Genomic DNA, 21244 nt, shown 5'->3' with positions numbered 1-21244 from the left:
GGCGAGCCTCCCAGTACCAGACATCGTGCACTGCCCCCGGCCCGGCCTGACCATGGGACGGAGGTGACCCGATGACCGAACTGCTCCTGCTCGCCGTGGCCGTCCTGCTCTCGCTGGCCTGCGGTGCGTTCGTCGCAGCGGAGTTCTCGCTCACCACCGTGGAGCGCGGCGAACTCGAGCGCGCCGTGGAGCGAGGCGAGCGCGGCGCCGCCGGTGCCCTGAAGGCCGCACGGAACCTCACCTTCCAGCTGTCCGGCGCACAGCTCGGCATCACCGTCACCAACCTGATCGTCGGCATGCTCGCCGAGCCGTCCATCGCCAAGCTGATCTCCGGCCCGCTGCAGTCCCTCGGCATCTCCCGGAGCGTCGCCTCGTCGACGGCCCTGGTCATCGGCACTGCCCTGTCGACTGTCTTCCTGATGGTCGTCGGCGAGCTGGTGCCCAAGAACTGGGCGATCTCCAAGCCGCTCGCGGTCGCCAAGGTCGTGGCCAATCCGCAGCGCTGGTTCAGCGCCGCGTTCCGCCCGTTCATCGCGCATCTGAACAACACCGCGAACCATGCGGTGCGCCGCCTCGGCATCGAGCCCGCCGAGGAACTCGCCTCCGCCCGTGGCCCCCAGGAGCTGGTGGCCCTCGCCCGGCACTCCGCCAAGGAGGGCGCGCTGGAGGCCGACACCGCGGAGCTCTTCGTACGCACGCTCAACCTCGCCGATCTGACCGCGGAGAACGTGATGACGCCGCGTGTGCAGGTCATCGCGCTCGAGGCGCAGGCGACCTGCGAGGACGTCGCCAATGCGACCCGCGCGACCGGCCTGTCCCGCTTCCCGGTCTACCGCGGCAGCCTCGACTCCGTCATCGGGATCGTCCACATCAAGGACGTGCTGTCCGTGCCGGCCGAGCGCCGCGCACGTACTCGCGTCACCGAAGTGATGCGCGAGCCCCTGTTCGTCCCCGAGTCGCTGACCGTGGACCGGTTGATGGACCGGTTGTCGGGCAAGCGCACGATGGCCGTGGTCATCGACGAGTACGGCGGCACGGCAGGCGTCGCCACGCTGGAGGACATCGTCGAGGAGGTCGTCGGCGAGGTGCGCGACGAGCACGACCCGCACGAGACGCCCGACCTGGCCTCGGCCGGGACGGACGAAGACGGCAGGCCGCTGTACTCGGCCGACGGAGCCGCCCGTACCGACCAGCTCGTACGCGTCGGGCTGCACGCGCCCGAGGGGCCGTACGAGACACTCGCCGGGCTGGTCGCCACCGAACTCGGCCGTATCCCGCAGGTCGGGGACCGCGTCGACGTCGACGGCTGGCGCCTCGACGTGGTCGACGCCTCGGGCCGACGGGCCGCCCGCGTCCTGCTGCACGCACCGACGACCATCGATGACACGGAGGAGCGGCGATGACCGCCATCCAGCTGCTGATCGCCCTGGCGACACTGGTCGTCAACGCCTTCTTCGTGGGCGCCGAGTTCGCGCTGATCTCGGTCCGCCGCAGCCAGATCGAGGAGTACGCGGAGCGGGGCGCACGGCGCGAGCAGCACAGTCTGCGCGCGCGCAGCGTGCTGTGGGGACTGGAGCATGTGTCGGCGCTGATGGCGGCCGCGCAGCTCGGCATCACGCTGTGCACGCTGGTGCTGGGTGTGGTCGCGGAGCCCGCGATCGCGCATCTGCTGGAGCCGGTGTTCGACGCGGTCGGCGTGCCGCACGGCCTGGTCCACCCGATCTCGTTCGTGATCGCGCTGGTCGTCGCCACGTATCTGCACATGCTGCTCGGCGAGATGATCCCGAAGAACGTCGCGCTGGCCGAGCCGGTGCGCACCGCGCTGCTGCTCGGCCCGCCCCTGGTGACGCTGGCCCGCGCGCTGCGCCCGGTGATCTTCACGGTCAACGCCTTCGCGAACGCCCTGCTGAAGCTGCTGCGTGTGGAGACGAAGGACGAGGTGGCGGCGACGTTCTCGGACGACGAGCTCGCCCGCCTGGTCCGGGACTCCGGTGAGGCGGGGCTGATCGACGAGCGTGCCCGGGAGCGGCTGCACGACGCGCTGGAGCTGGGCCGACGTCCCGTACGCGACGTCGTCCTGCCGCTCGAGCGGCTGGTCTATGTGCACGTGGGCGTCACCCCCGAGCAGCTGGAGCGGCTCGCGGCGGAGTCGGGGTTCTCCCGGTTCCCCGTGGTCGACGCCGGCCGCCGGATCGTCGGCTATCTGCACGTCAAGGACGCCCTCGATGTGACGCCGCGCGATCTGCCCTTCCAGATCAGCGACATGCGTGCCATCGCCCGGGTACGCGAGACGACGCCGCTGGACGACGTACTGACCGCCTTGCGCGGCAGCCGCACGCACCTCGCGGCGGTCATCGGCTCGGACGGCCGCCTCGCGGGCCTGGTGACCATGGAGGACGTCCTGCGGGAGCTGTTCGGCCAGCCGGTCTGACGCGCTCCCTCTGCCGGCGGGTGGCTTCGCCGCCTGCCGGTGGCGTGGGAGGACGTACGTCGCCTCGCGTACAGCCTGTGCACTCGCGTACAGCCTGTGCACAGGTCCGGGAGGGGCGCACCTGGGCGCCGGGCACCCGCCCGCAGCGCGATAACATCGCTCCGCCATGGAGATCAATGCAAACTACACCAGTCTCGTCGCGATAGGCGACAGCTTCACCGAGGGCATGTCGGACCTCCTGCCCGACGGCTCGTACCGCGGCTGGGCCGATCTCCTAGCGGGAAGGATGGCGGCGCGGACGCCAGGCTTCCGGTACGCCAATCTCGCGGTGCGCGGCAAGCTCATCGGCCAGATCGTCGACGAGCAGGTGGACGCGGCCGCCGCGATGCAGGCGGACGTCGTCACCCTGGTGGGCGGGCTCAACGACACGCTGCGCCCCAAGTGCGACATGGGCATGGTGCGCGGGCTGCTGGAGGAGGCGGTGGAGCGCCTCGCCCCGAACTGCAAGCAGCTGGTGCTGATGCGCAGCCCGGGCCGGACGGGCCCGGTGCTGGAGCGGTTCCGCCCCCGCATGGAAGAGCTGTTCGACTGCGTCGACACGCTCGCGGCGCGACACGGCGCGGTCGTGGTCGATCTGTTCGGCGTGGCCGCCCTCTCCGATCAGCGGATGTGGGACGTGGACCGCCTTCATCTGACGCCCGAAGGACACCGCAGGGTGGCCGAGGCGGTCTGGCAGGCGCTCGGGTACGAGCCCGAGGACGACTGGCGGGCGCCGCTGCCGGCCCCCGTGCCGCCGAACTGGGCGACGCAGCGGATCGCCGACGCCCGGTTCGCCCGTCAGCACCTCCTGCCGTGGATCGGCCGCCGCCTCACGGGCCGCTCCTCCGGCGACGGACGCCCCCCGAAGCGGCCGGAGCTGCTGCCGTACGAGGGTCCGATCGCGTAGGCCCAGGGGCGCTCGTACGGACGGGCGCCCCGGAGGCGATGCCTCTTCAGTCGGCGCAGCGGACGCCCCGCACCCCTCTCGTAGCTTCCGACGAATCGGGCCCCGGCACTGGCCTGCAGGAATCGCCAGTAGAATTCGTCCACGTGACTGCGTCTGCGAAGCCCCGCATCCCGAACGTCCTGGCTGGCCGCTATGCCTCGGCCGAGCTCGCCACTCTGTGGTCCCCCGAGCAGAAGGTGAAGCTGGAGCGCCAGCTCTGGCTCGCCGTGCTGCGTGCCCAGAAGGACCTCGGGATCGAGGTGCCGGACGGCATCATCGCCGACTACGAGCTGGTGCTCGACCAGGTCGACCTGGGCTCGATCGCGGAGCGCGAGAAGGTCACGCGGCATGACGTGAAGGCGCGGATCGAGGAGTTCAACGCCCTCGCCGGCCACGAGCACGTGCACAAGGGCATGACCTCGCGCGACCTGACGGAGAACGTCGAGCAGCTGCAGGTCCGGCTCTCCCTGGAGCTCATGCGCGACCGTACGGTCGCCGTGCTTGCGCGTCTCGGCAAGCTCGCCGGCGAGTACGGCGAGCTGGTCATGGCGGGCCGCTCGCACAACGTCGCCGCGCAGGCGACCACCCTCGGCAAGCGCTTCGCGACGGCCGCCGACGAGCTGCTGGTGGCGTACGGCCGGGTCGAGGAGCTGCTGACCCGCTACCCGCTGCGCGGTATCAAGGGCCCCGTCGGCACCGCACAGGACATGCTCGACCTGCTGGGCGGCGACGCCGGGAAGCTCGCCGAGCTGGAGCAGCGCATCGCGCACCACCTCGGCTTCTCGCACGCCTTCACCTCGGTCGGCCAGGTCTACCCGCGCTCCCTCGACTACGAGGTCGTGACGGCGCTGGTCCAGCTGGCCGCGGCCCCGTCGTCGCTCGCCAAGACGATCCGGCTGATGGCCGGGCACGAGCTGGTGACCGAGGGCTTCAAGCCGGGCCAGGTCGGCTCGTCGGCGATGCCGCACAAGATGAACACCCGCTCGTGCGAGCGCGTCAACGGCCTCATGGTCATCCTGCGCGGCTACGCCTCGATGACGGGCGAGCTCGCCGGCGACCAGTGGAACGAGGGCGATGTCTCCTGCTCGGTGGTACGCCGGGTCGCGCTGCCCGACGCGTTCTTCGCGCTCGACGGTCTGCTGGAGACGTTCCTGACGGTGCTCGACGAGTTCGGTGCGTTCCCCGCGGTCGTCGCGCGTGAGCTGGACCGTTACCTGCCCTTCCTCGCGACGACGAAGGTGCTGATGGGCGCGGTGCGTGCGGGCGTCGGCCGGGAGCTCGCACACGAGGCGATCAAGGAGAACGCGGTGGCTTCGGCGCTCGCGATGCGTGAGCAGGGCGCCGAGCGCAACGAACTGCTGGACAAGCTCGCCGCGGACGCGCGCATCCCGCTGGACCGGGCCCAGCTCGACGCACTGATGGCCGACAAGCTGTCCTTCACCGGCGCCGCGGGCGACCAGGTGGCGGCTGTGGCCGCGCGTGTCGAGGAGATCGTGAAGGCGCGCCCGGAGGCGGCGGGTTACACGCCGGGGGCGATCCTCTGACGCGGAGGAGTAATGGGCAGACGCGGCTGACTGCCGCGGATCTCGAGGCCGCCCGTGACCGCATCGTGCCCGATGTGGTCACGGGCGGCCTGCGCGTTCTCTTCTGCGGCATCAACCCCGGCCTGATGACGGCCGCGACCGGCCATCACTTCGCCCGCCCTGGCAACCGCTTCTGGCCCGTGCTGCATCTGTCGGGGTTCACGCCCCGGCTGCTGAAGCCGGCCGAGCAGGAGGAACTCCTCACCTACGGCCTCGGCATCACGAACGTGGTGGCCCGTGCCACTGCCCGCGCCGACGAACTGACCGCGGAGGAGTACCACGAGGGCGGCCGCATCCTTGCCGGCAAGGTGGAGCGGCTGCGGCCGCGGTGGCTCGCCGTGGTGGGCGTGACCGCCTATCGTGCGGCGTTCGGTGAGCGCCGGGCCGGGATCGGACCGCAGGAACGGACGATCGGCGGCAGCCGGATATGGGTGCTGCCCAACCCGAGCGGGCTCAACGCGCACTGGACGGCGACGACGATGGCGGAGGAGTTCGGCCGCCTGCGCGCCGCCTCCCAGACGGACACCCCTCAGGGCCTCAGCTGACGATCAGGGCTTCCGCGCTTCCGCAGACACCCAGGCTCCCGCCAACACTCAGGGCTTCCGCGCGACCACCCCGAACTGAGCGACCACCGGCGCCTCCTCAGCCGCGGCGTCCGGGCGCCAGCGGGCGCACGAGACGATGCCCGGTTCCAGGAGCTCCAGGCCTTCGAGGAAGCTCTCGACCTCGGCCTTGCTGCGGGCGGTGATCGGCGGCGTGGCGTTCTCGTTCCAGAACTTCATCGCCTCGGCATTGCCCTCGCCGCCCAGCTCCAGTGTGGGGTGGGTGATCACGAGATAGCTGCCGGAGGGCACGGCGTCCATGAGGCGCCGGACGATGGCGCGGGCCTCCTCGGTGTCCAGGATGAAGTTCAGGATGCCCAGCATCATGACCGCGACGGGACGGCCGAAATCGACGGTCGCGGCCGCGGCCCGCAGGATCGCGTCGGGGTCGTGGGCGTCCGCGTCGACGTAGCTGGTGGCTCCCTCGGGCGAGCTGGTGAGCAGCGCGCGGGCGTGCGTCAGCACGATGGGGTCGTTGTCGACGTAGACGATGCGGGCGTCGGGGGCGATGCGCTGGGCCACCTCGTGCGTGTTCTCCACGGTGGGCAGTCCGGTACCGATGTCGAGGAACTGGCGGATCTCAGCCTCCCCTGCCAGGAGGCTCACCACCCTCCCCAGGAAGGCCCGGTCGGCACGCGCCACCTCGCCGATGCTGGGGTACATCGACGTCACCTGGTCGCCGACCTGTTCGTCCACCGGATAGTGGTCCTTGCCGCCCAGCCAGTAGTTCCACACACGGGCGTTGTGCGCGATGTGGCTGGTGATGCGCTCCTCCGGGGCCTGTCCGGTGCTGTCGCTCACGTTCGCTGCTCCTCCGTACGGGCCCTGAAGGCCGCTTCCGTACCGGCTTGACGGTCGTTGCGTACTGGCCTGTCGGCCCGCCGCCGTACTGGCTGCTCGACTCGTCCAAGGACCCATGGTGGCATGGGAGTTGAACCACGGGCCGCCCAGGTCACGGAGGGTCGACCTCGGTCACGGCGGCAAGAAGATGAAAGGGCGACTCCTCACCCCATGGGGAGCCACCGAGCACAACCCAGCGCTCGTCGCTCCGCCACACCTGCACGTCCTGCACGCGTGTGCTGAGCATGTGCCACGGCTCCGGTATGTCCTCCCCGTCGGCCATGGCACGATGCAGCACGCTGTAGAGGCTGACCGGAACGGGCGGCCCCCAGCGATGTGACAACCGCTCGGACAGCGCCACGCACTCGGCCTCGTACTGCTCCCGTGCCTCGAGCAGCTGAGAGCAGCCGCCGCCCCGGAATCCGTCCACAACGACTAATTCGGCTATGTGATACCCGGGACCGCAGAAGCCACCGTGCCACCTGCCGTGCTCGGCCGGGAACTCCCGGGAGCACAGCAGGAGGACGGTGTCCAGGTGCTGTGCGGTGCTCATGGTGTCCAGTAAACCGGCACGCACCGACAATTGGTCGAGGAGCAGTGGATCTCTTCCACCCCAACCGGCCTGACGTCAGGCGTCCCTCCGGCGTACGGCCCACCAACCCGCCAGCAGCGCCGCCCCCGCCCAGACCGCCGTGACGGCGAGGCCGCCCCAGGGGCCGAGGCTGCCCACCGGGTCCTGGTGGAGCACCTGTTGACCGGCCCGGTCCGGCAGATACTCGGCGGCACCGTTCGCCACGTCACCGACCACGAACGAGACGATCAGGATGAAGGGGATGAGAATGCTCAGCACGGCGACGGCGCTGCGCAGCAGGACGGTCAGCCCGGCGGCGAAGAGTGCCATGAGGGCGAGATAGATCCCACCCCCGATGCAGGCGCGCAGGGCCCCTGGATGGCTCAGTCCGATGGTGTACTCGCCCATGAACGCCTGGCCCACGAGGAACGTTGCATGGCTGGTGACGAGGCCGGCGATGAGTGCGGCGGCGCCCACGATCGCCGTCTTAGCGGCGTAGAACAGGCCTCGGTGCGGCACGGCGGCGAGGGAGATGCGCAGCGCACCGTTCAGGTACTCGGACGAAACGGCGGTCGCTCCGAAGCTGATGGCCGCGATCTGGGCGAAGTTCAGCGCGTAGAACGCGTTGAAGAGCGGCTCGGCGCCCGGGTTGTCGGCCTCGGCCTGGCCGACGGTGGGGAAGACCATCAAGGTGATGGCGAGAGTGACCGCGAAGATCGCGATGAGCGACCCGAAACTGGCCCGCACCGACCTGATCTTGATCCATTCGGAGTGGAGAACTGCCGTCGTCGCCATGGTTTCAGACCTCCTGAGGGGTCGTCGGGGACACGGCTGTGAACTCCGTGTCGTCAGCGGTGAGGGCGAGGTAGGCCTGCTCCAACGAGGCCTGCTCATCGGCAAGTTCGAGAATGGGGATGCCTTCGCCGGCGGCCAGCGCGCCGATCTCCTCGGCCTTGGCGCCGTCGACGAGCCACCGGCCGTCGTCGCTCTGCGCGACCTCGTACCCCTTGCGTACGAGCGTTGCGCGCAGCCGTGCCGGATCAGTCGTACGCACCCGCACGCGCGCGTGGCTGTGTGCGTCGAGGAAGTCCTGCATCGAGGTGTCCGCGAGCAGCCTGCCCCGTCCGAGGACGACGAGGTGGTCGGCGAAGCTCGCGGTCTCGCTCATCAGATGGCTCGAGACGAGCACCGTGCGGCCTTCGCGGGCGAGGCGGCGCAGCAACTCGCGGATCCAGATGATGCCTTCGGGGTCGAGGCCGTTGGACGGCTCGTCCAGCAGGACGACCTGCGGATCGCCGAGGAGGGCTGCCGCGATGCCGAGGCGCTGGCGCATGCCGAGCGAGAAGGTCTTGATGCGGCGGCCGGCCACGGAGGCGAGTCCGGCTTCTTCCAGCACCGCGTCGACGCGACGTGCCGGGATGCGATTGCTGACGGCGAGGGCGCGCAGATGGTTCCGGGCGGTGCGGGAGCCGTGCGCTGCCTGGGCGTCGAGGAGTGCCCCGACGTGGCGCAGTGGTTCGTCGATCGTGGCGTAGGGCCGTCCGCCGATGGTGGCGGTGCCGGATGTGGGCCTGTCGAGGGCGAGGACGAGGCGCATGGTGGTGGACTTGCCGGCGCCGTTGGGGCCGAGGAATCCCGTGACCCGGCCCGGTTCGACGGTGAAGGTCAGCCGGTCCACGGCCCGGGTGGTTCCGTACTCCTTGGTCAGGTCTTTGACGTCGATGCTGGTCATGGAATCAGCGTCGCGGCCGGGGCGGGGGCCGGGCCTCCCCCGTGGGTGGCTTCCGTCTCCCCCTGGCGGGGGAGCCGTCGCGTGACGCCCCCTGGCACGATGACGGCATGCCCCGGCTGCCCCGTCTCCTGCGACCGCTGACCCGTGCCGTCACGTACACCCGCTGGCTGCACATGCTCGTGGGCGCGTTCATCGCGTTCGTCTGCGGCCTGGTCTATCCGGGGTTCGTCGATCTGTCGTTGGCGGAGTGGGCGCTGGTTCCCCTCATTCCCGTCCCTCTGCTCGTGGCGGCGGCCATGGTGCCCGCGATGCGGCGGGCCGAGGGGCTGCAGGCACAGCTGATGCTGTTTCCCGGGCCGCACGCGCGCGTGAAGGACGGCAGCGAGGATCCCGGTATCTCCGCGGCGCCGTCCACCTCGTGGAGCGACAGGGGCAGGACCGCGGTGTGGATGGTGCTGCGACTGGAGGTCGGCTGTGCCATCGCGTTTCTGTCAGGCCAGTTCATGGCCCTGTCCCTCTCACTGGTCGGCGCGGCCGCGGGCATCAGCGACGACGCGAACACCCTGATTCCGGTCACCGGGCAGCACTGGGCGTACGCGCTACTCGTCCCCCTTCCACCTCTGGTCCTGGTGCTGGTGGTGGCCGCGGTCGGGCCCGTAGTGGCCGCGGCCGCCCGCCGCCTGCTCGGGCCGTCTCCGAAGGAGCGGCTGGCCGCGCTGGAGGAGCGCACCGAGCAGCTCCTTGAACGCAACCGGATCGCCCGGGAGTTGCACGACTCGATCGGCCATGCGCTGACCGTCGCCGTCGTCCAGGCGGGAGCCGCACGCGCCGCAGCCGACCCCGAGTTCACCGACCGGGCGCTGGACGCCATCGAGGAGACGGGACGGACGGCCCTGGAGGACCTGGAGCGTGTCCTGCTCGTGCTGCGTGAGGCGGAGCGGCCCGCGAGCAGCCGGCCCGGACTCAGCGAGGCGGACCGCCTGTTCGACTCGGCGCGCGCCTCCGGTGCGAAGGTCGACGCCGAGGTGACCGGCCCCCTGGACCGGGTGCCGGGGCCGGTGTCCCGGGAGGGGTACCGGATGCTTCAGGAGGGCCTCACCAATGTGCTGCGGCATGCGGGAGCGGTGCCGGTCCACGTCCGCATCACCGTGGATCAGGCATGCCTGCGGATGGACATACGCAATCCCCTGCCCACCACGGCCGGGCCTGTCACGGGCGGTGGCAGCGGGAGCGGTCTGCGTGGGATGCGCGAGCGCGCCGCGCTGCTCGGAGGCCAGGCACGGGCGGGCCAGACCGACGGTGAGTGGCAGGTGCACGTCGAACTGCCGCTGAACTGATCTAGGCTGACCACGTGCCGCTCACCGTGCTGCTGGTCGACGACGAACCCCTCGTACGCGCGGGTCTGCGCGCCGTCCTCGAGGCGCAGCCGGACATCGAGGTGGTCGGTGAGGCCGCGGACGGAGCGGCCGTGATCCCCCTGGTGCGCCGGCTGCGGCCGGACGTCGTCGCCATGGACGTACGGATGCCGCTGATGGACGGGATCGAGGCCACACGCGCGGTGCTGCGCTCCGTTCCGGAGCCGCCGAAGATCCTTGTGGTCACGACGTTCGAGAACGACGAGTACGTGTACGGGGCGCTGCGCGCAGGCGCGGACGGATTTCTGCTGAAGCGCGCGCGGCCCGCCGAGATCGTGCACGCCGTGCGACTGGTCGCCGAGGGCGACTCCCTGCTGTTCCCGGCGGCGGTACGGCAGTTGGCGGCCGAGTACGGCAAGGACAACGGCAACGCGGCAGCCCGCGCGGCGATGGAGCGCGCCGCGCTGACCGACCGCGAGGCCGACGTTCTCCGCCTGATGGCCCGCGGCCTGAACAACGCGGAGATCGCCGAGGGCCTCCTGATCGGCACGGAAACGGTCAAGTCCCACGTCAGCGCCGTACTGGCGAAGCTGGGGGCACGGGACCGCACGCAGGCCGTCATCGCGGCGTACGAGTCGGGGTTCGTCTCACCAGGGTGAACGACCGGGCGGAGCCACTCGCCCCCCACCCACCACCGGATCACGTGTCAGTCACTAATTCTCCATTTCTTCTTCACACTTGTGGTCGCAGCCCTACCGTCATCCCCACTCGCACCATCCCAGGGGGGACGGCATGACCAACCCGTACACGCCACAATCCGGCATTCCACCGCGCGTCGCGCCGAAGTGGGCCCGTAAGCGCTTTGTGCTTCCGGCCCTCGCAGTCGCGTTCTTCATCGGCCTCGGCGCCGCAGGAGGCGGCGACACCGGCGGCGACGCGCAGTCGGCAGCCGACCAGCCGCAACCCACCGCCACCGCCACCGTCACGACCACCGCGACCGCCACGGAGACCGCCGAGCCGGAGCCGGCCGCCACGGTGACCGTCCGTGCCACCAGGACCGTGAAGGCGACGGTCACCGCACAGCCCGCCGACGGCGGCTCGGGCGGCAGCAGTGCGGGCGACGAGTCGGTGTACTACGGCAACTGCAGCGAAGCCCGCGCCGCCGGGGCCGCCCCGGTGCACCGCGGCGAGCCCGGCTACGGCAGCCACCTCGACCGTGACGGGGACGGTGTCGGCTGCGACATCTGAAAGCCGGGTCGACCAGGGGCGAGGGAGCGACAGCGAGTCCCACGGGTTCCTTCAGCCCCACCGGTGCGGCCCCGCCGCCGACCAGGCCGCCCTGACCCGCAGCTGTTCCACAGCGGCGGGTACCATCCGCCCCACACGCGCACAAGCTGGAAGGACGGACGTTGGGGCTGCTGACCGGCGGGGATCCCTCTCTGCTGCGGCGTATCAATTCCGCCGTGGTGCTGCATGCGCTGCGCGCAGCGGATCCTGCCACGCTCACCGAGATCACCAGGGTGACCGGGCTGTCCCGGCCTACCGTCGAGGGCGTCGTCGAGGGGCTCGTCGAGGCCGGCCTCGTGGTCGAGACGGCCGTCGACGAGGGTGCGACCAGGAAGCAGGGGCGGCCCGCCCGGCGGTTCCGGTTCCGGGCGGAGGCCGGTCATCTGCTCGGCCTGGAGATCGGGCCGCACCGCGTGGCCGCCGTCCTGGGCGATCTGGAAGGCCGGATGCTCGGCACGGCGTCGAAGGACGTCGACGAGACCGCGCCGGCCGACGAGCGGCTGGAGCGGTTGCGTACCGCGGTCGCCGACCTGCTGCGCAAGGCCGGCGTCGCACGCAGCTCCCTGCGGGCCGTCGGCGTGGGCACCCCGGGCATCGTGGAGGCCGACGGCACCATACGCCTGGGCACGGCCCTGCCCGAATGGACGGGACTGCAGCTGGGCGAGCGGCTCCGGCGCTCCTTCAGATGCCCGGTGCTCGTGGAGAACGACGCCAACACAGCCGCCGTCGCCGAGCACTGGAAGGGCGCGGCGACCGAGTCCGACGACATGGTGTTCGTGATGGCGGGGCTGAGTCCCGGCGCCGGTTCACTGATCGGCGGACGGCTGCACCGGGGGTACGGCGGGGCGGCCGGGGAGATCGGCGCACTGCACCTGCTGGGCCGTGAGGCCACCCCCGAGGCGCTCCTGTCGACGACGGACGAGCCGCTGCATCCGCTGGACGAGCAGGCGGTCGCGGAGGTCTTCGCGCAGGCCCGCGGAGGCGACGAACGGGCCCTGGCAGCCGTCGACCGCTTCATCCAGCGACTCGTGCACGACGTCGCGGCGCTGGTGCTGGCGCTCGATCCCGAGCTTGTCGTGGTCGGCGGCTGGGCGGCCGGTCTGGACGGCGTGCTGGAGCCACTGCGCCGCGAGCTGTCGCGTTACTGCCTGCGGCCACCGCGGGTCGCTCTGTCGATGCTCGGCGAGGCGGCCGTGGCGACGGGCGCACTACGGCTTGCCCTCGACCATGTCGAGGAACAGCTCTTCGCGGTGGAGGGGACGGTCACGGCGCGGCGCTGAGGGACCTCCGGTCATGGCACGGCGCTGCCTCCGGTCACGGCGCGGCGGTGGCGGTCCGCCGGCAACGCGAGAGGCCGTTGCCGACGGTGCAGGGCGGCCTGCCACGCGAGACTCCGTCGGCCTGTGGGGCCACAAGTGCCGTACTCCTTGCGGGACTCCAAGGAGCACGGCCTGCGGGACTCTCCTACGAGCCCGGCCCGCGGAGCAAGGGTGCGGGGCTCGCGGGAATGCAAGGGGCACGGCAGCGAGGCGCCACGTGCCCGTCGCGTCCGGGGTCCCCGTCAGGAGGCGCGGCGCTCCGGATCGTGGTGGATCTCGACGCCGCCGGAGTCACCGAAGGTGAGACGGCACGTGTCGGCGCGGTACGTGGCCACGGACACCGCGGCGGTACGGCCCTCGGCAAGGAAACGGGTCGTGACGACGAGCACCGGGGCGCCGGGCAGCCGGTCGAGCACCTTGGCGTCGTCCGCGCGGGCCGAGCCCAGTTCGACGGCACTGTCCTGGCTTTCGAGCGCGAGCCGCTGCAGCTCGCGCAGCACGGCACGCGCACGTGCCGGACCGGAGGGCGCCGCGATCGCGGAGAGGTCGGGCACCGACGAGGCGGGGATGTAGAGCAGCTCGACGGCGACCGGCTGGCCGTGCGTCACGCGCATACGGCGCACCGTGTGCACCGTCTCGTCAGCCCCGGTCTCCAGGATGCGGGCCACGGCCGCGGGCGGAACCGACCGGGTGCAGTCCGCCGGCTGCCAGACGTCACCGACGGCGCCCGGCCACACGTGCTCGGCGGCCCCCACGGCCACACCCATGCGCGGCGGCGCGACGGTGGTACCGACTCCGCGACGGCGCTGCAGGCGTCCCTCCAGCTCGAGCTGCTCGAGTGCCTGCCGGAGCGTGGCGCGGGCGACCCCGAACCGGGCGGCAAGATCGCGCTCGTTCGGAAGGATCTCCCCCACCGAGAACTCGGCGTCGAGTGCCTCACTGAGCACGGTCTTGAGGTGCCAGTACTTCGGCTCCGGCACTGTTTCCAGCTGAGTGGTCCCCACCCTGTCCTCCGCAATCGCCGTGTCCCCGGCGGCGTTTCAGCGCCTTGTTTATTAAAGGTCCTTGCACTATGCCTGCGACGATAAGCCGGGCCCCACCCTTGGTCAAGACCAATCCTCGATCCGCATCAGGCATGCACGACCGATCGACGGGAGAGTTCACGGACTGTTCGTGATCGGCACGCGCGCGTGGAGCGGGGTTGCGGGAGCACGGAACGGCGACGCCAAGAGGACATGGACACGCCACGGGGCACTGATCAGGCGCGAGTCGAGGCAGGCAGACGATCAGCGCGAGGCGAGGCGGACGATCATTGCGAGGCGAGGGAGACGAGCTTGTCCGGGTTGCGCACCACGTAGACACGCTGGATCCGCCCGTCGGCCACCTCGAGCTGGAAGACCGTGTCGGGCTTGCCGCCCGACAGGACAAGCGCCGCCGGGCCGCCGTTGATCTCCAGGAAGCGGATCTCCAGATCCGGGATCCCCTCGCGGCCCACCGCGGCGAGGAAGCGGCCCACCTTGTCGGCCGACTCGATGACGCGCAGGGGCGCCTTGGACTTGCCGCCGCTGTCGCCCACCAGCTGTACGCCGGGTGCCAGCAGGGACATCAGCCCCTCCAGGTCGCCGCCCGCCGCCGCGGCCAGGAACCGCTCGGTGAGGTCGCGCCGCTCGGCGGGGTCCACGTCGTAGCGCGGCCTGCGCTCGTCGACGTGCCTGCGCGCCCGGGCCGCCAGCTGCCGCACCGCGGACTCGCTGCGGTCGAGCGTGGCGGCGATCTCGGCGAACGGGAATCCGAAGGCCTCCCGCAGGACGAACACCGCGCGCTCCAGAGGTGACAGGGACTCCAGGACGACGAGGACGGCGAACGACACGGAGTCGGCGAGCACGGCCCGTTCCGCGGTGTCCGCGACGGTCGGGCCGAAGTCCGTCACCAGGGGCTCGGGCAGCCAAGGCCCCACGTACGTCTCGCGCCGGGACCGGACATGGCGCAGCCGGTCGAGGGCCAGGCGCGTGGTGATCCGCACCAGATAACTGCGTGGCTCGCGCACGTCCGCCCGATCGTCGGAGGACCAGCGCAGCCATGCCTCCTGGACGACGTCCTCCGCGTCGGCCACGCGGCCGAGCATGCGGTAGGCGACTCCCATCAGCACGGGCCTGTGTTCTACGAAGGCATCGGTCGCGGTGTCGGTTGCCACGCCCCCATCCCAGCGGACCGGTCCGGTCCTGTCCAGGAACGCGTCCTCCCCACAGCGGCATCCCGCCACAAAACCTCGAACGAGGACTACCCGCCAGTAGCCTTTGCTGACAAGCTGTCTACGCGTCGGCGCTTCACGCGGTCCCCAACGGGCCGATGACGCCTGGGCACACGAGATCCCGGTGCGTCCCCAGACGAGGAGTCAGCAATATGGCCGAAACGGTCTCCTTCCCGGTCGAATCCCCCCACGGCCCCCAAACGGTGTCCCTCGCCTACACACGCGTGGGCGCGGGTGAGCCGCTCCTCCTCCTGCACGGCATCGGCCACCACCGCCAGGCGTGGGACCCGGTGATCGACATCCTGGCGACCGAGCGCGACGTCATAGCGGTCGACCTGCCCGGCTTCGGCGAGTCCCCCGCGCTGCCCGACGGGCTGGCCTACGACCTGTCGACGGTGGTGCCCGCACTCGGCTCGCTCTGCGAGGCGCTGGAGATCGAGCGCCCGCATGTCGCAGGCAATTCGCTGGGCGGGCTGCTGGCCCTCGAGTTGGGCCGCGAGAAGCTCGTACGGTCCGTCACGGCGCTGGCGCCCGCGGGGTTCTGGACGGAGGCCGAGCGCCGGTACGCCTTCAGCACGCTGCTCGCCATGCGGCAGGGGGCACGGCTGCTGCCGGTGCCGCTGATCGAACGGCTCTCGCGCACGGCGGCCGGGCGTGCCGCCCTGACCAGCACCATCTACGCGCGCCCGGGCCGCCGTTCGGCCGAGGCCGTGGTCGCCGAGACCCTGGCGCTGCGCAATGCGACCGGGTTCGCCCCGACGCTCACGGCGGGGCGGCAGGTGCTCTTCAAGGACGACGTTCCAGGAGTCCCGGTCACCGTCGCCTGGGGTACCCGGGACCGCCTGCTGCTGCACCGCCAGGGAGTCCGCGCCAAGCGCGTCATCCCCGGCGCGCGGCTGGTGCGGCTGCCCGGATGCGGACACGTCCCGATGAACGACGACCCCGCGCTCGTGGCCCGGATCGTCCTCGACACGAGCCGCTGAGCCCTTCCGGCTCGTCTCGCCCCCGCAAAACTGCGAAATCCCACCGAACGGGCTGGATTTTCCAGCCCGTCCGGTGTTTGACCGGCGCGCGTCGATCTCCGCGTGTCCGGTTCCCCTGTGCCTACGGCCAGTTGTTCACTTGGGGTTTGTGTGTGCGCTGCGGCGCACGAGTAGTTGTGGCATCGCATCTTGGTCCGACCCGTCACTGGAGGCCATCCATGTCCCACAACCCGTCCCCCGGCCGGCGCTCCGTACTGCGCGGCTCCCTCGCGGCGTCCGCCGCGCTGGCCCTGCCCACCGCGGGCGCCCTGGCGGCCGCGGTCCCCGCCCAGGCGCTGTCGGGCCGACCGCGTGCCGCATGGGGCGTGCAGGCGGGCGATGTGACCACCTCCTCGGGCCTGGTGTGGGTGCGTTCCGACCGGCCCGCGCGGATGATCGTGGAGACCGCCGCCACGGAGTCCTTCCGCAATCCGCGCAGATGGCAGGGCCCTCTCCTCGGCCCGGACACGGACTTCACGGGCACGGTCCCGCTGCGCGGCCTGCCGCCCGGCGAGCAGATCCACTACCGCGTGACGCTGGCCGACCCCGAGGACTACCGCCGCACCGGTGAGCCGGTCCTCGGCACCTTCCGCACCGCGCCCGCCAAGCGGCGCGAGGGAGTGCGGTTCCTGTGGTCCGGCGACATCGTGGGGCAGGGCTGGGGCATCAACCCGGACATCGGCGGCCTCTACGCGTACGAGGAGATGCGCCGGCTGAACCCGGACTTCTTCCTGTGCAGCGGTGACTCCATCTACGCGGACGGGCCGCTGTCGTCGACGGTGACGCTGCCCGACGGCCGCACCTGGCGGAACGTCACCACCGAGGAGAAGTCCAAGGTCGCGGAGACGCTCGCCGAGTACCGGGGCAACTTCCGCTACCCGCTTCTCGACGAGAACGTGCGCCGGTTCAATGCGCAGGTGCCGACGATCGCCCAGTGGGACGACCACGAGGTCGTCAACAACTGGTACCCGGGCGAGATCCTGACCGACAGCCGCTACACGGTGAAGGACGTCGACACGCTGGCCACCCGCGCCCGCCAGGCCTTCAGCGAGTACTTCCCGATCTCCACGCTGCCCTCGACGGGCGAGGACGGCCGGGTCCACCGGGTCGTCCACCACGGTCCGCTGCTGGACGTCTTCGTACTGGACATGCGTACCTACCGCAACGCCAACTCGCCCGGCCGCCAGACCGACGACACCACCGGCATCCTGGGCGCGGAGCAGCTGGCCTGGCTGAAGCAGGAGCTGTCGCGTTCCCGCGCGGTGTGGAAGGTGATCGCCGCCGACATGCCGCTCGGCCTGGTCGTGCCCGACGGTGCGACGGACATCGAGGCCGTCGCACAGGGCGACCCGGGCGCGCCGCTCGGCCGTGAGCTGCAGATCGCCGAACTGCTGCGGTTCATCAAGTACCGCCGGATCACCGGCACGGTGTGGCTGACCGCGGACGTGCACTACACGTCCGCGCAGCACTACGACCCGTCGCGTGCGGCCTTCCAGGACTTCGAGCCGTTCTGGGAGTTCGTCTCCGGTCCGCTGGCGGCGGGCGGCTTCCCCGCGAACGCGCTGGACAACACCTTCGGGCCCGACCGGGTCTTCGTGCAGGCGCCCACAAAGGCGAACGTGTCGCCGATGGAGTCGCCGCAGTACTTCGGCGAGGTCGACATCGACGGTGAGAGCGGCGAGTTGACGGTCCGGCTGAGGGCCACGGGTGGTTCGGTGCTGTTCACCAAGGTGCTGCAGCCGGGGCCCGTCCTCGACGCCCGCACCGCCGCACACTGTCCTGACCTGGGGCTTCGCTGCAGACAACCATTGAATGTGAAATCACTGCAAAAAGGACAGTTCTCGCTTTACCCGTCGGTCACAGTTCGTTCGTGATCACGCAACACCCTTCCTTCACAGTGGATGCATGAAGCGAGAGATGTCTGACGTAACCCGTGCCAAGCACGGTCGTCCCGTACACCACTGGCGGCGGGACGTGGTCGAACTGGCGGCACTGTTCACGGCCGTCGCGGTGGCCGACGCCGTGGCGAACCTGGTCGGGCACGGGCCCGACGGCCCCGCCCTGCTCGCGGTCTCGGCCGTGGCGCTGATCGCCACGGCCGCGTTCCACACATGGTGGTCACGACGCCACGGTCACGCTCCGCCCAGGACCGATACCGGCGCCCCGCCGCTCGTCGCCGCCGAGCAGGCCGGGCCGTCAGCAACCGGAGCGGCGGCCGCCACGGGGCTGTCCACCGCCGCGGCACCGTCCGCCGACGCGACGACGCTGTGGCGGATGCGGACCACCGTCCGTGACGAGCCCGGTTCGCTGGCCGCGCTGTGCACCGCGCTCGCCCACCACCAGGTCGACATCCTGAGCCTGCAGACGCATCCGCTGGCCGAGGGCACCGTCGACGAGTTCCTGCTGCGCGCCCCCGCCGAGCTGCCCGCCGGCGAGGTTACCCGCGCCATCTCCCACGCGGGCGGCACCGGCATCTGGATCGAACGGGCGGACGCCCACGACCTGGTGGACGCGCCGACACGCGTCCTGAGCCTGGCCACGCGCACCGCACTGGACGGCGCCGAACTGCCGCTGGCACTCCGCCAGTTGCTCGGCCGGTGCACGATCCGCTCACTGCCCGCGGCCCCGGACGACCGCGGCGGCGAGAACAGCGCTCCTGTCGAGGGCGCTCTCGAGGACACGGTGATGCGGCTGCGGGCGCCCGAAGGCGGTGTGATCACGGTTGAGCGGCCGTATCTGCCCTTCACGCCGGCCGAGTTCGCGCGCGCCCGTGCGCTCGTCGAGCTGGACACCCGGCTGGGCCCGCGCATGCCGCGCAGCAAGGACGTGCTGACGCTGCCGCAGGGCAGCGCCATAACGGTACGCAGGGCCGACACCGCCGATCTGGAGGCCGCCAAGGACATGCACGAGCGGTGCTCCAAGCGCACCCTGAGCATGCGGTACCACGGCCCTGTCCCCGACGCCGACCGCTACCTGGGCCACCTGCTCAGCCCCCGCTTCGGCCGCACCCTCGCCGTCCAGTCCGACACCGGCCGCATCGTCGCCCTCGGCCATCTCCTGTGGGACGGCGACGAGACCGAGGTCGCACTGCTCGTCGAGGACGAGTGGCAGCGCCACGGCATCGGCAGCGAACTCCTCGGCCGTCTGATCACGATGGCCGTCGAGGCGGGTGCCGAGAGCGTGTACGCGGTGACGCAGGCCTCCAACACGGGGATGGTCGCCGCCATGCGCGGCCTCGGTCTGCCCCTCGACTACCAGATCGAGGAGGGCACGCTGGTGATCACGGCCCGCCTCGACGCGACGCCGGTGCGTTCGCGTCTGCCGTACGACCACCGGAGCGGTGTCGGCCAGGACCGCCAGTTCGCACGGGACCGGCAGGACTGACGGGACCGGCGCGACCAGGAGCGACCGCTGGACCTGGGCGGGGCGGCCGGACGAGGCCGCCCCGCCCAGCCGTTCACGCGCCCCGGGCCCCATCCAGCGCATGATCCAGGTCGTGCCACAGGTCGTCGACGTCCTCGAGGCCGACCGACAGGCGCAGCAGCCGGTCGCTGACTCCGCACGACCGGCGGTCTTCGGCAGCCACGATCCGATGGCTGATGGACGCGGGGTGCTGGATGAGCGTGTCGACGCTGCCCAGGCTGACGGCAGGGGTGATCAGCCGTACCCCGGCGATCACCTCATGCGGGTCGTCCCGTACCTCGAAGGCGACCATGGCACCGCCAAGGCGCGGGTAGTGGACACGCGCGACGCGCGGGTCGGCGGCGAGCCTGCATGCCAGTTCTGCCGCCGTCGCCGATGCCGCACGCACGCGTACCGGCAGCGTCGCGAGCCCCCGCAGCAGCAGATAGCCGGCCAGCGGATGCAGTACGCCGCCCGTGGCGAACCGCACCTGCCGCAGGCGGCGCCCGAACTCCTCGTCGCAGGCCACCACTCCGCCGAGCACGTCCCCGTGCCCGCCCAGATACTTGGTGGCGCTGTGCAGCACCAGCCGGGCCCCGGACTCGGCGGGCCGTTGCAGCACCGGTGTGGCGAACGTGTTGTCGGCGAGCAGCGGCACGGAGCCGCAGTCGTGCGCGACGGCACGCAGGTCGATCTCGGCCAGCGTCGGGTTCGCGGGTGACTCGACGAGTACGAGCCCGGTGTCCGGCCGCAGGGCGTCCGCGATTCCGGCCGGGTCGGTCCAGGTGACCTCCGAGCCCAGCAGCCCGGCCGACAGCAGGTGGTCGCTGCAGCCGTACAGCGGGCGCACGGCGACCACATGGCGAAGGCCGACGGAGTTGCGTACGAGCAGCACCGCGGTGAGGGCGGCCATGCCGCTGGCGAAGGCGACCGCGCTCTCGGTGCCCTCCAGCCGTGCGAGTGCCGTCTCGAAGCGGGCGACGGTCGGATTGCCGAGACGCCCGTAGACCGGCGTACCGGACGGCTCGGTGCCGTCGGCGGCGAACGCGTCGATGCGGGCGGCCTCGCCACGGCTGTCGTACGACGGGTAGGTGGTGGACAGATCGATCGGGGGCGCGTGCAGGCCGAGCCCGGCGAGGTCGTCGCGGCCGGCGTGGACGGCTTCGGTGGCCAGCGCTCGGTAGGCCCTGGGCCCGGTCGCCGGGGCCCTTCGTACGGTGTCGTCGTCGATGTCGGTGTCCATGGGCGACAGCGTGAACAAAGGCCGGAGTGATGACGCCGCAGTCCGTGCTACGTTCGGCAGATGCCCGAATCTGTCGTACTTGATCCGGTTGACCTGCACATTCTGCGGCTTCTGCAGAACGACGCACGCACCACGTACCGCGACCTCGCCGCGCAGGTCGGCGTCGCGCCCTCGACATGCCTGGACCGGGTGGCGCGGCTGCGCCGCTCCGGGGTGATCCTGGGCCACCGCCTCCGTCTGGACCCGGCGAAACTGGGGCGCGGGCTTGAGGCACTGCTCTCGGTGCAGGTGCGCCCGCACCGGCGGGAGCTCGTCGGGCCGTTCGTGGAGCGGATCCGGTCGCTGCCGGAGGCGCGCACCGTCTTCCATCTCACGGGCCCGGACGACTACCTCGTCCATGTCGCCGTGGCCGACGCGGCCGACCTGCAGCGGCTGGTGCTGGACGAGTTCACGGCGCGCCGCGAAGTCGCGCGGGTCGAGACGCGGTTGATCTTCCAGCAGTGGGAGTGCGGCCCGCTGCTGCCTCCGGAAGCCGCGTGACCACGAACCATCGTCACCCCCGGACGCCGTGAGCCCTGAATCCCCGTGACGCGGCCCGCTTCCCCGTACCAGGATGGCCGT

At 71.3% G+C, this 21244-nt stretch carries 20 protein-coding genes; 13 read left to right on the top strand and 7 right to left on the bottom strand.

The features are described 5' to 3' along the window. The first annotated feature begins 71 nt into the window (after window positions 1–71). From H1D24_RS14140 to mug, 5 genes are all read left to right on the top strand, one after another. Entirely contained in the window at window positions 72–1403 is a 1332-nt protein-coding gene (locus H1D24_RS14140) for a hemolysin family protein (RefSeq protein ID WP_181657876.1), read from the top strand. Then, on the top strand, window positions 1400–2431 hold the full coding sequence (locus H1D24_RS14135) for a hemolysin family protein (RefSeq protein WP_181657875.1): 1032 nt from the start codon (window positions 1400–1402) through the stop codon (window positions 2429–2431). The genes H1D24_RS14140 and H1D24_RS14135 overlap by 4 nt, the downstream gene beginning before the upstream one ends. A gap of 166 nt (window positions 2432–2597) precedes the next feature. Then, a complete protein-coding gene (locus H1D24_RS14130) occupies window positions 2598–3377 on the top strand; it encodes an SGNH/GDSL hydrolase family protein (RefSeq protein WP_181657873.1) in 780 nt (259 codons plus the stop codon). A 143-nt stretch (window positions 3378–3520) separates the two neighbouring features. Then, window positions 3521–4960 carry an adenylosuccinate lyase gene (gene purB / locus H1D24_RS14125; protein WP_181657872.1) on the top strand — a complete coding sequence of 480 codons (1440 nt, stop codon included), beginning with the start codon at window positions 3521–3523 and terminating at the stop codon, window positions 4958–4960. A gap of 65 nt (window positions 4961–5025) precedes the next feature. Beyond that, window positions 5026–5544 (top strand): G/U mismatch-specific DNA glycosylase, encoded by a 519-nt coding sequence (gene mug / locus H1D24_RS14120; protein ID WP_374064234.1) that lies wholly within the window; start codon window positions 5026–5028, stop codon window positions 5542–5544. 48 nt (window positions 5545–5592) lie between these two features. Here mug and H1D24_RS14115 read toward each other — a convergent pair whose 3' ends face one another. The 4 genes from H1D24_RS14115 to H1D24_RS14100 form a co-directional block, all read right to left on the bottom strand. Continuing rightward, window positions 5593–6402: an SAM-dependent methyltransferase gene (locus H1D24_RS14115; RefSeq protein WP_309484306.1), complete on the bottom strand. Its 810-nt coding sequence runs from the start codon at window positions 6400–6402 to the stop codon at window positions 5593–5595. 151 nt (window positions 6403–6553) lie between these two features. Further along, on the bottom strand, window positions 6554–6994 hold the full coding sequence (locus H1D24_RS14110; protein WP_181657870.1) for a hypothetical protein: 441 nt from the start codon (window positions 6992–6994) through the stop codon (window positions 6554–6556). A gap of 75 nt (window positions 6995–7069) precedes the next feature. Beyond that, window positions 7070–7807 carry an ABC-2 transporter permease family protein gene (locus tag H1D24_RS14105; protein WP_181657868.1) on the bottom strand — a complete coding sequence of 246 codons (738 nt, stop codon included), beginning with the start codon at window positions 7805–7807 and terminating at the stop codon, window positions 7070–7072. 4 nt (window positions 7808–7811) lie between these two features. Further along, a complete protein-coding gene (locus H1D24_RS14100) occupies window positions 7812–8744 on the bottom strand; it encodes an ABC transporter ATP-binding protein (protein WP_181657867.1) in 933 nt (310 codons plus the stop codon). Between the two features lie 116 nt (window positions 8745–8860). On the opposite strand from H1D24_RS14100, the gene H1D24_RS14095 reads away from it, so the two are divergent. The 4 genes from H1D24_RS14095 (at window position 8861) to H1D24_RS14080 (ending at window position 12666) form a co-directional block, all read left to right on the top strand. After that, complete coding sequence (locus H1D24_RS14095) at window positions 8861–10081, top strand: sensor histidine kinase (RefSeq protein ID WP_181658033.1); 1221 nt, start codon at window positions 8861–8863, stop codon at window positions 10079–10081. A gap of 14 nt (window positions 10082–10095) precedes the next feature. Further along, window positions 10096–10758, top strand: coding sequence for a response regulator transcription factor (locus H1D24_RS14090; protein ID WP_181657865.1), 663 nt, complete (start codon window positions 10096–10098; stop codon window positions 10756–10758). 133 nt (window positions 10759–10891) lie between these two features. Next, on the top strand, window positions 10892–11347 hold the full coding sequence (locus H1D24_RS14085; RefSeq protein ID WP_181657864.1) for an excalibur calcium-binding domain-containing protein: 456 nt from the start codon (window positions 10892–10894) through the stop codon (window positions 11345–11347). 161 nt (window positions 11348–11508) lie between these two features. Next, window positions 11509–12666 (top strand): ROK family transcriptional regulator, encoded by a 1158-nt coding sequence (locus H1D24_RS14080; protein WP_181657863.1) that lies wholly within the window; start codon window positions 11509–11511, stop codon window positions 12664–12666. A 281-nt stretch (window positions 12667–12947) separates the two neighbouring features. Here H1D24_RS14080 and H1D24_RS14075 read toward each other — a convergent pair whose 3' ends face one another. Together H1D24_RS14075 and sigJ are read right to left on the bottom strand one after the other, a co-directional pair. Further along, window positions 12948–13709, bottom strand: coding sequence for a GntR family transcriptional regulator (locus H1D24_RS14075; protein ID WP_181657862.1), 762 nt, complete (start codon window positions 13707–13709; stop codon window positions 12948–12950). 305 nt (window positions 13710–14014) lie between these two features. Further along, a complete protein-coding gene (gene sigJ / locus H1D24_RS14070; RefSeq protein WP_181657861.1) occupies window positions 14015–14899 on the bottom strand; it encodes an RNA polymerase sigma factor SigJ in 885 nt (294 codons plus the stop codon). Between the two features lie 209 nt (window positions 14900–15108). Here sigJ and H1D24_RS14065 point away from each other — a divergent pair, with 209 nt between their 5' ends. From H1D24_RS14065 to H1D24_RS14055, 3 genes are all read left to right on the top strand, one after another. Then, complete coding sequence (locus H1D24_RS14065) at window positions 15109–15939, top strand: alpha/beta fold hydrolase (RefSeq protein ID WP_181657860.1); 831 nt, start codon at window positions 15109–15111, stop codon at window positions 15937–15939. A gap of 218 nt (window positions 15940–16157) precedes the next feature. Continuing rightward, complete coding sequence (locus H1D24_RS14060; protein WP_181657859.1) at window positions 16158–17852, top strand: alkaline phosphatase D family protein; 1695 nt, start codon at window positions 16158–16160, stop codon at window positions 17850–17852. Window positions 17853–17895: 43 nt separating this feature from the next. Continuing rightward, a complete protein-coding gene (locus H1D24_RS14055; RefSeq protein WP_258564058.1) occupies window positions 17896–19362 on the top strand; it encodes a GNAT family N-acetyltransferase in 1467 nt (488 codons plus the stop codon). 73 nt (window positions 19363–19435) lie between these two features. Here H1D24_RS14055 and H1D24_RS14050 read toward each other — a convergent pair whose 3' ends face one another. Next, the gene (locus tag H1D24_RS14050; protein ID WP_220136711.1) at window positions 19436–20623 is read right to left on the bottom strand and encodes a trans-sulfuration enzyme family protein; all 1188 of its coding nucleotides are present in this window, start codon (window positions 20621–20623) and stop codon (window positions 19436–19438) included. A gap of 60 nt (window positions 20624–20683) precedes the next feature. Here H1D24_RS14050 and H1D24_RS14045 point away from each other — a divergent pair, with 60 nt between their 5' ends. Further along, the gene (locus tag H1D24_RS14045) at window positions 20684–21163 is read left to right on the top strand and encodes an Lrp/AsnC family transcriptional regulator (RefSeq protein ID WP_181657857.1); all 480 of its coding nucleotides are present in this window, start codon (window positions 20684–20686) and stop codon (window positions 21161–21163) included. Window positions 21164–21244: the final 81 nt, after the last annotated feature.

It is taken from the genome of Streptomyces himalayensis subsp. himalayensis, from assembly GCF_013778455.1.
GTDB classification, from domain to species: domain Bacteria; phylum Actinomycetota; class Actinomycetes; order Streptomycetales; family Streptomycetaceae; genus Streptomyces; species Streptomyces himalayensis.
Note: the sequence above shows the minus strand (reverse complement) of the source record. Positions and strands in the feature narration are given on the sequence as shown.

Coding starts and splice junctions, on each gene's coding strand:
- H1D24_RS14140 (WP_181657876.1), top strand. CDS start 72: ATGACCGAACTGCTCCTGCTCGCCGTGGCCGTCCTGCTCTCGCTGGCC.
- H1D24_RS14135 (WP_181657875.1), top strand. CDS start 1,400: ATGACCGCCATCCAGCTGCTGATCGCCCTGGCGACACTGGTCGTCAAC.
- H1D24_RS14130 (WP_181657873.1), top strand. CDS start 2,598: ATGGAGATCAATGCAAACTACACCAGTCTCGTCGCGATAGGCGACAGC.
- H1D24_RS14110 (WP_181657870.1), bottom strand. CDS start 6,994: ATGAGCACCGCACAGCACCTGGACACCGTCCTCCTGCTGTGCTCCCGG.
- H1D24_RS14105 (WP_181657868.1), bottom strand. CDS start 7,807: ATGGCGACGACGGCAGTTCTCCACTCCGAATGGATCAAGATCAGGTCG.
- H1D24_RS14100 (WP_181657867.1), bottom strand. CDS start 8,744: ATGACCAGCATCGACGTCAAAGACCTGACCAAGGAGTACGGAACCACC.
- H1D24_RS14085 (WP_181657864.1), top strand. CDS start 10,892: ATGACCAACCCGTACACGCCACAATCCGGCATTCCACCGCGCGTCGCG.
- H1D24_RS14065 (WP_181657860.1), top strand. CDS start 15,109: ATGGCCGAAACGGTCTCCTTCCCGGTCGAATCCCCCCACGGCCCCCAA.
- H1D24_RS14060 (WP_181657859.1), top strand. CDS start 16,158: ATGTCCCACAACCCGTCCCCCGGCCGGCGCTCCGTACTGCGCGGCTCC.
- H1D24_RS14055 (WP_258564058.1), top strand. CDS start 17,896: ATGTCTGACGTAACCCGTGCCAAGCACGGTCGTCCCGTACACCACTGG.
- H1D24_RS14050 (WP_220136711.1), bottom strand. CDS start 20,623: ATGGACACCGACATCGACGACGACACCGTACGAAGGGCCCCGGCGACC.
- H1D24_RS14045 (WP_181657857.1), top strand. CDS start 20,684: ATGCCCGAATCTGTCGTACTTGATCCGGTTGACCTGCACATTCTGCGG.